The 13,294-nt window shown below is 65.2% G+C and carries 7 protein-coding genes and 1 tRNA gene; 6 read left to right on the top strand and 2 right to left on the bottom strand.

All coding sequences use genetic code 11. From position 1 onward, the window contains the following. The first annotated feature begins 91 nt into the window (after window positions 1-91). The 4 genes from BBA01S_RS01960 to BBA01S_RS01945 all read left to right on the top strand — a co-directional run bounded on the left by BBA01S_RS01960 (window position 92) and on the right by BBA01S_RS01945 (window position 10,185). A complete protein-coding gene (locus BBA01S_RS01960; RefSeq protein ID WP_027814966.1) occupies window positions 92-1,396 on the top strand; it encodes a hypothetical protein in 1,305 nt (434 codons plus the stop codon). 102 nt (window positions 1,397-1,498) lie between these two features. After that, window positions 1,499-7,795 carry a type I polyketide synthase gene (locus BBA01S_RS01955; RefSeq protein WP_027814965.1) on the top strand — a complete coding sequence of 2,099 codons (6,297 nt, stop codon included), beginning with the start codon at window positions 1,499-1,501 and terminating at the stop codon, window positions 7,793-7,795. Window positions 7,796-7,840: 45 nt separating this feature from the next. Continuing rightward, window positions 7,841-9,169 (top strand): aminotransferase class I/II-fold pyridoxal phosphate-dependent enzyme, encoded by a 1,329-nt coding sequence (locus BBA01S_RS39685; RefSeq protein WP_167335991.1) that lies wholly within the window; start codon window positions 7,841-7,843, stop codon window positions 9,167-9,169. After that, on the top strand, window positions 9,166-10,185 hold the full coding sequence (locus BBA01S_RS01945) for a zinc-dependent alcohol dehydrogenase family protein (protein WP_027814964.1): 1,020 nt from the start codon (window positions 9,166-9,168) through the stop codon (window positions 10,183-10,185). The genes BBA01S_RS39685 and BBA01S_RS01945 overlap by 4 nt, the downstream gene beginning before the upstream one ends. Window positions 10,186-10,232: 47 nt before the next feature. Here BBA01S_RS01945 and xth read toward each other — a convergent pair whose 3' ends face one another. Both xth and BBA01S_RS01935 read right to left on the bottom strand, forming a co-directional pair. Next, a complete protein-coding gene (gene xth / locus BBA01S_RS01940; protein ID WP_027814963.1) occupies window positions 10,233-11,018 on the bottom strand; it encodes an exodeoxyribonuclease III in 786 nt (261 codons plus the stop codon). A 204-nt stretch (window positions 11,019-11,222) separates the two neighbouring features. Further along, complete coding sequence (locus BBA01S_RS01935; protein ID WP_027814962.1) at window positions 11,223-12,194, bottom strand: NAD(P)H-dependent flavin oxidoreductase; 972 nt, start codon at window positions 12,192-12,194, stop codon at window positions 11,223-11,225. A gap of 177 nt (window positions 12,195-12,371) precedes the next feature. Between BBA01S_RS01935 and BBA01S_RS01930 the strand changes: the two genes are divergently transcribed. Together BBA01S_RS01930 and BBA01S_RS01925 are read left to right on the top strand one after the other, a co-directional pair. After that, on the top strand, window positions 12,372-12,908 hold the full coding sequence (locus BBA01S_RS01930) for a PadR family transcriptional regulator (protein ID WP_027814961.1): 537 nt from the start codon (window positions 12,372-12,374) through the stop codon (window positions 12,906-12,908). Between the two features lie 121 nt (window positions 12,909-13,029). Then, a tRNA-Met gene (locus tag BBA01S_RS01925) sits at window positions 13,030-13,106 on the top strand. The last annotated feature ends 188 nt before the right edge of the window (window positions 13,107-13,294 follow it).

The raw sequence follows: 13,294 nt of genomic DNA, 5'->3' as shown, positions 1-13,294 counted from the left end.
TGAAGCTGCAAACGCCGCTCGGGACGATGCGATCGACGCCGCCTTGCGCCTCGCCGATCAGCACGATCAGCACGATCAGCACGATCAGGTTATGCCCGCCGAGGCGGCAGACAACGCTGCGTTGGCCGGGCGTGCGCAAGCCGCAGACGGTGCGAATCCATCGGCGCAGCGCGCAAGCGACACGACCGATCTTCCGCCCGTTCTGCCTGCGCCCGTCAGTGCTGGTTCGGCGCCGTCGTCGTCATCCGGTAGCCGGGATCTCGCATTGAGTGTTCAGGATGCGGTGCGATATGCCGATCTGCGCGACGGTGGGGGCGCCTGGCGCAATCAGGCTTCGCTCGACCTGCGCTATGAAAAGACACTGGCCGGGCAGTTCGATGTCAACGCGTCGTGGCGGCTCGACCGCTTCGATCCGCTTTCATCGGCGGCGGCGCCGGCTCATACAGAGAGCCTCTTGCGCGAGGCCTACGTGGGTTGGCGTCCGGGCAAGCTGACGACGCTCGACGTGGGGCGCATGAATCAGCGCGTCGGTGTGGCGTTCGGCTACAACCCGACCGATTTTTTCAAGGCGGGCGCGGTCGATCTCGATGTGTCGCCCGATCCGCTCAGTCGGCGCACGAACCGGCTCGGAACGATCGGCGTGCGCGGGCAGCAGGTGTGGGACTCGGGCTCGGCGCAGATGCTTTTCTCGCCGCGGCTAGCCAGCCGGATGGAGCCGGGCGACCCTGAGGCGTCGGGCACGCTCGAGCGGACCAACAGCATCGGCCGGTGGATGTTCGTTGGCAGCCAGCGCATGGGCGCTTCGTTGCAGCCGCAAGTGGTTGCATACGGCGAAGAAGGGCAGGCGCCGCAGTTCGGCATGAATCTCAGTGGCTTGTTCGGTAATGCGGTCGTTGGCTACACGGAGATTTCCATGGGACGCCGGCCTTCGTTGATCGCAAGCACGATGGGTACGAATGGCGATTCGGCGTTTCGGGTCAGTTCGGCGAGCGGTCTGACGTGGACGTTGCCGACGACTAACCTTGCGCTGACGCTCGAGTTGCAGACCAACGGCGCGGGTGCCAGCCCGGCGCAGTGGCGCACGCTTGCCGCGACGAATCCGATGGCCTGGGGCCGGGCCGTGCAGGGGAGCGTCACCGCACAGGAGTTGCCTACGCGATATGGAGTGTTTGCGATGGCGATCTGGCGTAACGCCGTTGTGCGGCGGGTCGATGTTTCGGCCTTCGGGCAGTTTGACCAGGGCGGGGGCGGTCAGGGGTGGCTGGAGGTCCGTCGGCATTTCGACCGCTTCGATGTGGCGTTGCAGTTGCAGACGCAATATGGCCCGGTTTGGGACCGCTACGGCGCGATGTCCGAGCGCAGCAGTGTGCAGGTTCTCGCGGCGTTCTATCGGTAACGACGCGTGAGGAAGCGCGGGATTCGGGGAGCTGGCTGAACACTGTCGGTGGTGGGTGTCCAGCGCTTCTTTTTCGATTGATTAGGAATGGAAACAAATAAAATGCGAGAAATTGCGGTGGTTGGCATGGCATGCCGTTTGCCCGGAGGACTCGACAATCTCGAGTTGTTGCTCAACGGCATGCGCAAACGCGTGGTGACGGCCGGCCCGGTGCCGGCGGACCGTTGGGACGCGAAGCGCTACTACGCGAAGGACGAAAGCGCCAAAGGGCGGGCCTATGTCGACCGCGCCAATTTCCTCCAGCAGGATATCCGCGCGATGGACGGCGAGTTCTTCGATCTGCCGCCGCGCGTGGCCGAGAATATCGACCCGCAGCAGCGTCTCCTGCTCGAACTGATCTGGGAAGCATTCGAGAACGCGGGTCTCGACCTCACCGCGCATGCCGGGCGCAACGTCGGGGTGTATATGGGCGGCTTCATGCTTGACCACATGGTCACGCAGATGCAGACAGCCAACCGGGCGCGTCACAACGCGAATACCGCGGCCGGCATGATGATGACCATGCTGTCGAATCGCCTCTCTCATATGTTCGATCTGCGCGGGCCGAGTCTCTCGATCGATACGGCATGCTCGTCCTCGCTCGTTGCCTTCAGCTACGCGTGCCGGGACATCTGGGCTGGCGTGTGCGATATGGCCGTCGTTGGCGGCGCCAATGTCATGACACGGCCCGAATACGCGATCGGCATGAGCAAGGGGCAGTTTCTGTCTCGCGATGGCCAGTGCAAGTCGTTCGACGCGCGCGGCGACGGATACGGGCGTGGGGAAGGCGCTGGCATCGTCCTGCTCAAGACCCTGGAGAAGGCGCTCGCGGATGGCGACACGATTCTCGCCACGGTTGCGGGCGCGGGGGTGAATTCCGACGGCCGCACGCCCGGTATCTCGATGCCCAGTGGCGAGGCGCAGAGCACCTTGATCCGCGAAGTCTGCGAGCGTCATGGCATCGATCCCACCGAGGTCCGCTACGTGGAGTGCCACGGCACCGGCACCGCAGTGGGCGATCCAATCGAGGCCGAAGCGATCGGCAGGATTTATGGTGTTGGCCGAAGTGCAGACAAGCGGGTGACGATTGGCTCGGTCAAGAGCAACATCGGCCATCTCGAAGCCGCCGCCGGTGTGGCTGGTGTCATCAAGGCTGTGCTGACGCTCCAGCATCGCGAGGTTTTTGCGCTCGGCAATCTGCAAACGCCGCATCCGGGCATCCGCTTCGAGGAACTCGGTGTGCGGCTCGCGGACTCGCCCTCGACGCTCGCCGCCGACGGCGAGCCTTGTCTGGTCGCGGTGAATTCTTTCGGCTACGGAGGCACCAACGCCCATGTGGTGCTGCGCTCGGCGCCGGTACCCCGCTGCGGGGACAATGCCCGTGACCGCATGCCGCGTCTCGAAGGATTTCCGCTCTATTTGCCGATTTCCGCTCGCCATCCCGGCGCGCTGCGCGCACTCGCCCGGCAATATGGCGCGATGCTCGCCCAGCCCGATACCGTGGTTGCCGACGTGCTCCATTCAGCGGCGCATCGACGTGCCGCGCTGAGTCATCGCGCGGTGGTCATCGGTGAGGATCTAGAGGCGTTGCGCGAGGGGCTCGATGCACTTGCGCGCGGCGAGAAGTCCGAGCGTGTCGTTGCTGGCCAGCAGCCTGCGATGGGGCGCGAGGAGTCCGTGTGGGTCTTCACCGGCATGGGGCCGCAGTGGTGGGCGATGGGACAGCAGTTGTATCGCGAGGAGCCTGTGTACCGCCGCGCCGTCGATGAAGCGGACGCTATCTTTCAGCGTATCGCGGGCTTTTCGGTTCTGACGGAAATGCTCAAGGACGAAGCGCAGTCGCAGATCACGCGCACGCAATTCGCGCAGCCGGCCAATTTCATCCTGCAATGGGGGCTCGTGGCGATGCTGCGCGCGGCAGGCGCGACGCCGGGCGCCGTGGTCGGCCACAGCGTGGGAGAAGTGACGTCGGCTTGTGTGAGCGGCGCGCTCAGCCTCGAAGATGCGCTGCGCGTGAGTCATTCGCGCAGCCGCCTGCAAGCCCGGCTTGCCGGCACCGGCAGCATGCTCGCCGTGGGCCTCGGTGCGCGAGAACTCGCGCCGCTGCTTGAGCCGTTCGGCGGGCGGGTGGAGATCGCGGCGATCAATGCCCCGGCAACGATTACGCTCGCTGGCGAGACGCTCGCCATCCGGCAACTCGCGGCGCAACTCGCGGAGCGCGACGTGTTCCATCGTCTGCTGACGGTCGAGGTTCCTTACCACAGCCATCTGATGGCGCCCATTCTCGGCGAACTGGAAACCGCCCTGGCGCCGGTGGCCGGCCGCGAGCCGGTTTTGCCGGTCTGGTCCACCGTGACGGGCGCGCGGGCGTGCGGGCCGTCGTTTGGCGCGGGCTACTGGCCGCGCAACGTGCGCGAGCCGGTCGCCTTCATGGCGGCGATCGAATCGCTGCTCGACGAAGGCTATACGACGTTTGTCGAGGTCGGTCCGCACCCTGTGCTGGCGAGCGCGATCCGGGAATGTGCGCAGGCGCGCGCGAAGGAGGTGCGGCTCGTCGAAACCCTGCGCCGTACGGAACCGGAACGCGCGCGCGTACAGCGTAGCGTGGCGCAGATTTTCGCTAGCGGGACGCCCATCGACTGGCGCGCGCTCAACGGCGAAGGGCGCTTTGTCGCGCTGCCGAACTATCCCTGGCAGCGCGAACGCCTCTGGCTGGAAACGGAGCGTGCCGCGTACCAGCGCGTGGGTTCGACAGACCGGCCGTTGCTGGGCTGCGAGTTCTATCCGGCCACTCATGTCTGGCTCAACGATCTAGAGCACGAGGCGCTGGCATATCTACGGGACCACGTGGTCTCGGGCACCGCGATCATGCCGGCGGCTGGCTACCTCGAAACGATGCTGGAGGCGGCTGCGACGCTGCACGCCGATGCGCCTGGCTGGCGTCTGAGTGACGTATCGATCCACGCACCGCTCGTGCTTTCGACGGATCGCGCGCTGGACTATCTCGCAGCCTTCGAGCATTCGACGCGCACGCTCAGCGTGCGTAGCAGCGAGACCGGCCGGATCGGCGAGGGGCAGTTGCATCTGAGTGGCACTCTCGATGCGCTGGTCGCGGCTGAACGCGCCGATGTCGACCTTGCTGCGTTGCGTGAGGAATATACCGACACGTGCGACTCTGCCGTGTTCTATCGGGGCCTCGCCCGGCTGGGTCTGCAATACGGCCCCGCGTTCCAGCCGGTGCGCGCGCTTTATCGCGGGGACAAGCGCGGCAGCGTGCTGGCACGCGTTGAACTGCCCGCGGATCTCGCGAGCGATGGCTATCGCGCGCATCCCGCGATGCTCGACGGTTGCTTCCAGGTGCTCGTCGGCATGCTCGACGACCATCAGGCGACGTGGCTGCCGACTGCCATCAAGGAGTTGCGCCTGCTGGTCGACGCGCTTCCCACGCGTTACTGGTGCCATGCCGCCGAGGTGGCGCGCACCGCGCGGCATATCGACTCCGATCTTCGGATCATCGCGGACGATGGCCGCGTGCTTGCGGTACTGCGCGGCCTTCGCGTGACCGCTGCGGCGGCGAAGCCCGGGCGGACCGACAGCCATGGGGACCCGGTCAAGCTGCAAATGGTGCAGTACGCGTGGTCGGAAGCGGGGCATCGTGGTGAGCCGCGCCGGATGGGCCGGTGGCTCGTCGTGGAGGCGCGTGGGTGCACGCGCGGCGTGCGTGTGGCAAGGGCGCTTGAGGCATTCGGGGCATTCGGCACGGTACGGCTACATGCTGCCGATGCGGCGGGCGCAACGGGCAATTGCTACGGTGTACGAACCGATTCGTCCGGCGATCTGGCGCAGGCGCTGGAAGAGATCGGGCCGCTCGATGGCGTGGTGTTCGTCAACGGCACGCCTGCCCAGTTGGCGAGCGCCGACCCCGTCGGCACACAGGCGCTGACGTTCATGGCGCAGGTCTCGCGTGCGCTTGCGTTACGTTCCGCCGAGTCCAGACCGCGCGCCTACGTGATGACACAAGGTGCATTCCAGCTCACGGAGCGCGATGCGCCCGTCGAGCCGGCCCAAACCGCGCTCAACGGTTTTGCGCGCGTCGCGTTCAGCGAGATCGAAGGCATGCGCTTCAGCACGATCGACCTGTCGGTCGAGGCGAGCATGGAAGACTTCGATAGCGCCATGCTCGAATTGCTCTGCGATGCGCCGGAAGATGAAGTCGCGATTCGCGCTGGACAGCGCTACGTCAGCCAGTTGAGCAACGACCTTGCGATAACGCAAGCGCGTATATCGCCGATCCCGCTCACGCAGGCGCGTCGCGTGCTGGTGCGTCCGCTTGCGGAAAATGAAGCGGGAGAGGGGCTCGTCAAGCTTGTCGAAACGCCGCCGGTCACGCTGGGTGAGGGCGACGTCGAACTGCGCGTCGAACATCTCGGGCTCACGTTGCGGCAACTCGATGCGTCGACGTCCGAGGCGTTCGACGGGCGTTTCGTCGAGGCGATCGGCACGGTTAGCGCGGTCGGTGCCAGCGTGGTCGACCTGAAGGTGGGCATGCGTGTCTACGGTCTTGTGCCTGCCGACTTCGCGAGCCATGTGCACGGCCCGCATCGCGATTTCCATGTCGTCGAGCTCCCGGCCGACGTTGCGCCGCGCGCGGTACTTTTCGCGGCGGTGCGGGCGGCGGTAGCTGAGCGCCTCGCGCAACAGATGGCGCTCGGGCCGGGCGCATGCGTGCTGGTGGTGCCCCACCCGCTCGGTGTCGCCGTGGCGGCGGCGCTGCAACGCCGCGGGGTCGAGGTCGTGAGAGCGCCGTCAGGCGATAACGGCTCTGTGCTTTGCGGCGATGTCCTCGAAGAGCTCATGGCGTCGCACACGGCCGGCGCCGGTTTCGACGCGATCGTCGCGCCGCTTGCGCAATGGGGCGAACAGTTCGGCTGGCGTGTGCTTGCCGAGGGTGGGGGACTGGTGGACATCGCCGCGCACGCGATGCCCTTCGCGGCGCCTGCGGCTGCGTCGTTCGTGCTGCGTGCCGACCTGGCTGCGCTCGCCGGCCGCACGAGCTTCGATGCCGCCTTGCGCGATGCCGTGGCGCGCGCCGCGCGCGGCGAGCTTGTGGCGGCGGACGTATTGCCCGTCTCGCTCGCCGACCTCGCCACGCGCAAGCTCGCCATGCCGCAGGCCGATCTCTCGATGATCGTGAGTTTCGATAGCGGCGCGGCGGCGTTGCCGGTCCAGGTTCACGAAGCGATAGCCTTGCGCGCCGATGCCACGTATCTCGTCACTGGCGGGCTCGGCGGCTTCGGGCAGAAAACGGCCGCGTGGCTGGTCGATCGAGGAGCGCGTCACCTCGTGCTGGCCGGGCGCAGCGGTGCCACCACGCCCGAGCGGCGTGCATTTGTCGAAGCGCTGGAGGCACAAGGCGTCGACGTGACCTGCGTCGCAAGCGATCTCTCGGACGCCGGCGCGGTCCGCGATCTCTTCGAAATGTTGCACGGCCGCCCTCAACCACTGCGCGGCGTATTTCACGCTGCCGCCGTGATCATCGACGAACCGGTCAGCGAGCTTTCTGCCGTGTCGCTCGACCGTGTCATGCGCGCGAAAGCACTGAGCGCCTGCTTGTTGCACGAGCACACGCTTGCGCTGCCACTCGATTACTTCGTGCTCTATTCGTCGATCGCCAATCTCGTCGGCAACAGCCGGCAGGCGAGCTACGTCGCGGCGAACGGGTTCCTCGACGGGCTCGCCTGGCGCCGCCGCGCGCTGGGCCTGCCGGCGACGAGCATCAACTGGGGCGCCATCGAGGATACGGGCGTCATCGCGCGCGACGAGAAGCTCGCGCAATTCATGCGCTACATGGGCCTGCGCGGCATGCAAACCGCAGAGGCACTGCATTGGCTTGAGCGCGCGTTGGCGCGCGACGTCGTGCAACTGGGCGTCATGCTGATCACGAACTGGACCGACTGGGCGCGTTTCGAAACGCTGGGCGGCACATCGCCAAGGTTTGCTGCGTTGATCGCAGCCGACTTGAGCGCCGACACGGGCACGCGCGAGCGGCTTCGGGAAGAACTCGAAGCGCTTGCGCCGCGCGAGCGCTTCGCGGTACTCGCGGGGCTCGTGTGTGCGCTGGTTGCCGACGAGCTCGATATGTCGATGGAGAGCATCGCGCTAGACCGGCCGATTCTCGACTACGGCGTCGATTCGCTGATGGCGACGGAGATTCAGTTGCTGATGGATCGGGATCTCGGCGTAGCCGTGTCGGTACTCGAGATTCTCGATGGTCTCACGGTGCGCCGGATTGTCGAGCGGACGCTGGGAAGCTTTGGTTGGGACGATAGCGTCCATGTCGCCGACGACAAGGCGGCGTGAGCGCGCAGGAAGCACATTCAAGGGAAGCACGACATGAGTCTGGAAATGCAAATCGAAATGGTGCGCAAGCGCGTGCTCGGCGCGCAACGCGGCGCGGCGGCGGCCGGTGACGCGCAGGCGCGGCGTGCAACGAAAATCGAGGTTCGCCCGGAGTTCACGGACTTTGCGAAGTTCGCCGAAATGCGTGAATACGACACCATGCGCTGGTACTACGAGAACCAGGGCTACGAATGGAACATGTTTCGCGAGCACCTTGGCGCTGCAACGGCCGAAGTCGAGGTAGCGGGGCGGCGCATGATCAACTTCTCGTCGTACAACTATCTCGATCTTTCGGACGATCCTCGTGTGAAGGACGCGGCCAAGCAGGCGATCGACGATTTCGGCACCTCCACGGGTTCAGGCCGCATCATTCGCGGCGAGATTCCGATCTTCGGCGAATTCGAGCGTGAGTTGAGCGAAACCTTGGGTGTGGAAGGCGCGTTGCTCGGGGTGAGCGGCTATGGAACCAATGTCGCTGCGATCGGCTACCTGATGCGCAAACAGGATCTGATTGTCTACGACGAACTCGTGCACAACAGCATGCTGACCGGCGCGAAACTCAGTGGCGCCCGCCGCTTCGCATTCGCCCACAACGATTGCGATGCGCTCGAAAGCCTGCTCATCGAGCATCGAGGCAGCTATGAGCGCGTGCTGATCATGACCGAAGGCGTGTTCAGCATGGATGGTGACATTCCGGATATTCCCCGCATGATCGAACTCAGCAAGCGTCACCACGCGTGGCTCATGGTCGACGAAGCACATTCGATCGGCGTGCTGGGTTCGCGCGGGATGGGCGTGGTCGATCACTTCGGGCTCGACCCCTCCGATATCGATATTCACTATGCGTCCATGAGCAAGGCTTTCGCGACGGTCGGCGGCTATATCGCCGGGCGTCAGGAAATGATCACGCTGCTCAAGCACTATGCGCCGGGACTGGGTTTATATATCGCTTCGCCGACGCCGGCGAATGCGGCAGCCGGTCTCGCCGCGCTGCGCATCATGCGCGCAGAACCGCAGCGCGCTCAGCGCGTTGTCGCTAACGCCCAGTACTTTCGCCAGCGCGCGCGTGAAGCGGGACTGGATACGGGCGCGAGCGAAAGCTCAGGTGTCGTGCCAGTCATGCTGCCCGATTCCGAACTGGCGCTCTGGTTGTCGGCGCGATTGTTCGACAACAACGTCTTTGCGTTCCCGATGCTGTTTCCGGTCGTGCCGCGTAACGCGGCGCGTCTGCGCTTCTTCCTGAGCGCGGCGCATACGCGTGAACATATCGACCATACCGTTGCGTTGCTGGCGACGCTGAAGGCGCAGGCTCCGGCGAGCAAGGGCCTGATATGAAGCAAATCCGCTTTGAAACGTTCGGCGTACCGGCGGCCGTGGCGCGTTGCGTCGAAGTTGCCGATCCGGGGCGGCCGTCGCCGTGGGAGGTGCTCGTCGATATCGAGGCGTGCGCGATCAACCCGGCCGATCTTGCGCAGATGTCCGCGAAATATGGCGTGCTGCCTGAATTGCCGGGCACGATCGGGCTCGACGCCGTTGGCCGCGTCGTCGAGTGCGGCAACGCCGTTCACGATATCGAGCCTGGAGATCGCGTGCTGCTGGTCGGTAACGAAAATGGGTGTCAGCGCCGGCGCGTGGGTCTCGCCCAGGTGTTCAAGGTCGCGCCGCATCTCGATGTGCTGCAACTCGCGGCCCTCAAGGTGGCGGCCTGTACGGCGCTTGAGTTGGTGCGACGCGAACGCGCGCTGGCGGCGGGGGACTGGCTCGTGCAGACGGCGCCGCTGTCGAGCGTGGGCCGCGCGGTGCTCCAGATCGCACGGCGCGATGGGCTGCGCACACTCAATGTGGTGCGTCGTCCCGAGGCCATCGATCCGGTGCGCGAAGCGGGTGCGGACGCAGTGATCGTCGACTGCGAGGATGCTGCCGAACTGGCGCGCCGCGCGCGCGAGGCGACCGGCGGCGCGTCGATCGCGCTTGGGCTCGACGGCGTGGGCGGGCAGGAGTGTGGCCGCCTCGCCGCGCTGCTCAAGGCGGGCGGTACGCTCGTGAACTACGGCATGCTGTCTGGCCAGCCGCTGCAAATTGCCTGTGATCTGACCATCTTTCGCGATATCACGGTCAAGGGATTCTGGCTGACCGGACGGCTCGGAAAAATGTTGCAGGCGCAACGACACGCGTTGATCGCCGAGGCCATTGCGCTGCTCGAAGAGGGGGTGTTCAACTGTCCGGTCGCCGCGACCTATCGGCTCGATCAGATTGGCGACGCGCTGCGCCACGCAATGACGCCATCGCGGAAGGGGAAGGTGTTTCTGTTGCCCAACGGCGCCATCGAATCCGCGATGGCGCTGTCGTGAGATGACCTGCGTAACCGGTGCCGGCTACGTGGTCGGGCTGGGGCCATTCAGCCCGCGAGCTTGAGATCGGCCACGACAGGCGTGTGATCGGACGGTTGCTCCCATTTACGCGGTACCTTGTCGATCTCGCACGAAACGAGCGCAGGGGCAAGCGTGGGCGACAGCAGGATGTGATCGATGCGCAGCCCCGCATTGCGGCGGAACGCGAACATGCGGTAATCCCACCACGTGAACATCTTTTCGGGTTGCTCGAACTGGCGGTACGAATCGACGAAACCGAGCGCGATAAGCCGCTCGAACTGCGCACGCTCTTCGGGCGAAACGAGATTCTGGCCTTCCCATGCCTTTGGATCGTGCACGTCGCGGTCTTCGGGCGCGATGTTGTAGTCGCCGAGCAGCGCGAGCTTCGGGTGCTGCTGCATCTCCTGCGCGAGCCAATCGTGCATCGCGTCGAGCCATGCGAGCTTGTAGGTGAACTTCTCGGAGCCCGGCGCCTGGCCGTTCGGGAAATAGGCGCTGACGAGGCGCACACCCTCGACCGTCGCCGCGATGACGCGCTGCTGCGGGTCTTCGAAGCCGGGGATGTTGCGCACGACCGTCGCTTCGTCGACGGCGAGGCCGTCGCGCACGAGAATCGCCACGCCGTTATAGGTCTTCTGGCCCGCGAACCAGCTGCGATAGCCGTGCGCTTCGAGTTCGGCGCGCGGGAACTTGTCGTCGGTGAGCTTGAGTTCCTGCAGGCAGAGCGCGTCGACCTTGCTTTCGCCGAGCCAGTCGATAACGTGCTGCAGACGGACTTTCAGGGAGTTGACGTTCCAGGTCGCGATTTTCATGGATGGATGAGCCGTTAAATGTGCGGGATGCGGGGAATCGCGCTGCCTGCCGCAGCGGGCGCGGGCGTTCCCGGGAGCGATACCGCACTATAGCCGCTCGGGCGGCGTCGGGCCAGGCGGCGGCCCGCAGCGCATGGCGAGCGACAGCACTGCCGCTCGCCATGCACTCCCGCCCGAAGCGATCCAGCCATCCGGCTCCGGCAATCAGGCTACTGCTTCAGCGGCCACGCCCAGTCGTTCGCGTGCCGCCTCGTATTCGCGCTTCAGACGCGCGACCAGATCCGCAGCGGGCACGATGCTCTTCACTGCGCCGATGCCCTGGCCCGAACCCCAGATGTGCTTCCACGCCTTCGCGCCGCTCGACGCGAAGCTCATCTTCGACGGATCGGATTCAGGCAGTGCGTCAGGATCGAGGCCGCTTGCGACGATGCTCGGGCGCAGATAGTTGCCGTGCACGCCGGTGAAGAGATTCGAATAGACGATGTCGGCGGCGCTGCTCTCGACGATCATCTGCTTGTACGCTTCGACCGCATTGGCTTCTTCGGTCGCAATGAACGCCGAGCCGACATAGGCGAGATCCGCGCCCGCCGCCTGCGCGGCGAGAATCGCGTTGCCGTTGCCGATCGCGCCGGACAGAAGCAGCGGGCCGTCGAACCATTCGCGGATCTCGTGGATCAGCGCAAACGGCGACAGCGTGCCGGCATGGCCGCCCGCACCGGCTGCAACGGCGATCAGGCCGTCGGCGCCTTTCTCGATGGCTTTCTTCGCGAAGGTGTTGTTGATGACGTCGTGCAGCACGATGCCGCCCCATGCGTGAATCGCGTCGTTGACTTCGGCGCGCGCGCCCAGCGACGTGATGACGATGGGCACCTTGTATTGCGCGCAGACGCCCAGATCGTGCTCCAGTCGGTCGTTGGACTTGTGGACGATCTGGTTCACGGCGAACGGCGCGGCAGGGCGGTCGGGATGCTTCGCGTTGTACTCGGCGAGTTCGGTCGTGATGCGGTCGAGCCATTCGCCCAGTACGTGCTCGGGACGGGCGTTGAGCGCCGGGAACGAGCCGACCACGCCCGCCTTGCACTGCGCGATCACGAGATCGGGGTTCGAAATGATGAAAAGCGGTGAGCCGACGACGGGAATCGACAGGCCGCGGCGCAGAACGGCGGGCAAGGACATGCGTATCTCCTGGACAGAACCGGCGGCCCCGCAGCCATGCGGGACGCCATCGTGTTGTTGGTGCTGGGTGCGATCAAACATAGCAAAGCGGCGGATACTATGCAACCAGTTGCATAGTATCCGCGCTCGGGAATTAACCGGGGCGGTAACGCGCGAGGCGTGGTTTAGAATCGGCGCATGTCCACGCCCCACGCCATCCTCATTGCCTTGCTGGAAAAGCCGTCCTCCGGCTACGACCTCGCAAGGCGCTTCGACCGTGCGATTGCCTACTTCTGGCAGGCCACGCATCAGCAGATCTATCGCGAACTCGGCCGCATGGTGGACGCCGGTTGGGTCGCTGTGATCGAAGAGGACGCAGCGGCCACGCGCAAAAAGGTGTATCGCGTGTTGCCGGTCGGGCGCGAGGAGGTGGCGCGCTGGGCGCGCGAAACGCCGCTGGGTGTCGATGACCGCAACCTGCTGCTGCTGAAGCTGCGCGCCGATGCGGTGATCGGGCCGCTCGGTCTCGCCGGGCAGGTGCAGCAAATGATTGCGGATGCGCGCGAGCGTCTGGACACCTATCGCGCCATCGAGCAACGCGACTTCGGCGCGTCGTCGCTCACGCGTGGCCAGCAGTTGCAGTACGCGATTCTCAAGGCGGGGATTCGTACGCAGGAGACGTGGCTCGAATGGGCCGACGAGTTGCCGTCGCTGCTGGAAGAGGGCGAACAATAATGGTTTGGATTCCGAATTAATGTGTGGCGACCCTGCGTTCGTCAACCGCAGTCAGAAGGCGTATCAGAAATAAGTGTTGACTTCATGACAACCTCATCCTATAATTCTTTTCTCTGACGGACGCGGGGTGGAGCAGTCTGGCAGCTCGTCGGGCTCATAACCCGAAGGTCGTAGGTTCAAATCCTACCCCCGCAACCAAACGCTGTAAGCTGTCCTGTCAGAAAACATAAACCCGCCGCGAGCGGGTTTTTTGTTGCCCGAAGAAAATCTATCTGGGCAGCCGTCCATCTCGCTGGGGGCTTTCTCCTGCCGCAGCGCGCAGCTATCGCGTCGCGCGCGCGCCCTCATGCGCAATAGCAGCACGGCCTTGAGCCGACCATAAAAAC

It is taken from the genome of Paraburkholderia bannensis NBRC 103871 (assembly GCF_000685015.1).
GTDB lineage: Bacteria > Pseudomonadota > Gammaproteobacteria > Burkholderiales > Burkholderiaceae > Paraburkholderia > Paraburkholderia bannensis.
The sequence above is the reverse complement of the archived record's forward strand: the minus strand, read 5'-3'. Positions and strand labels throughout refer to the sequence as shown.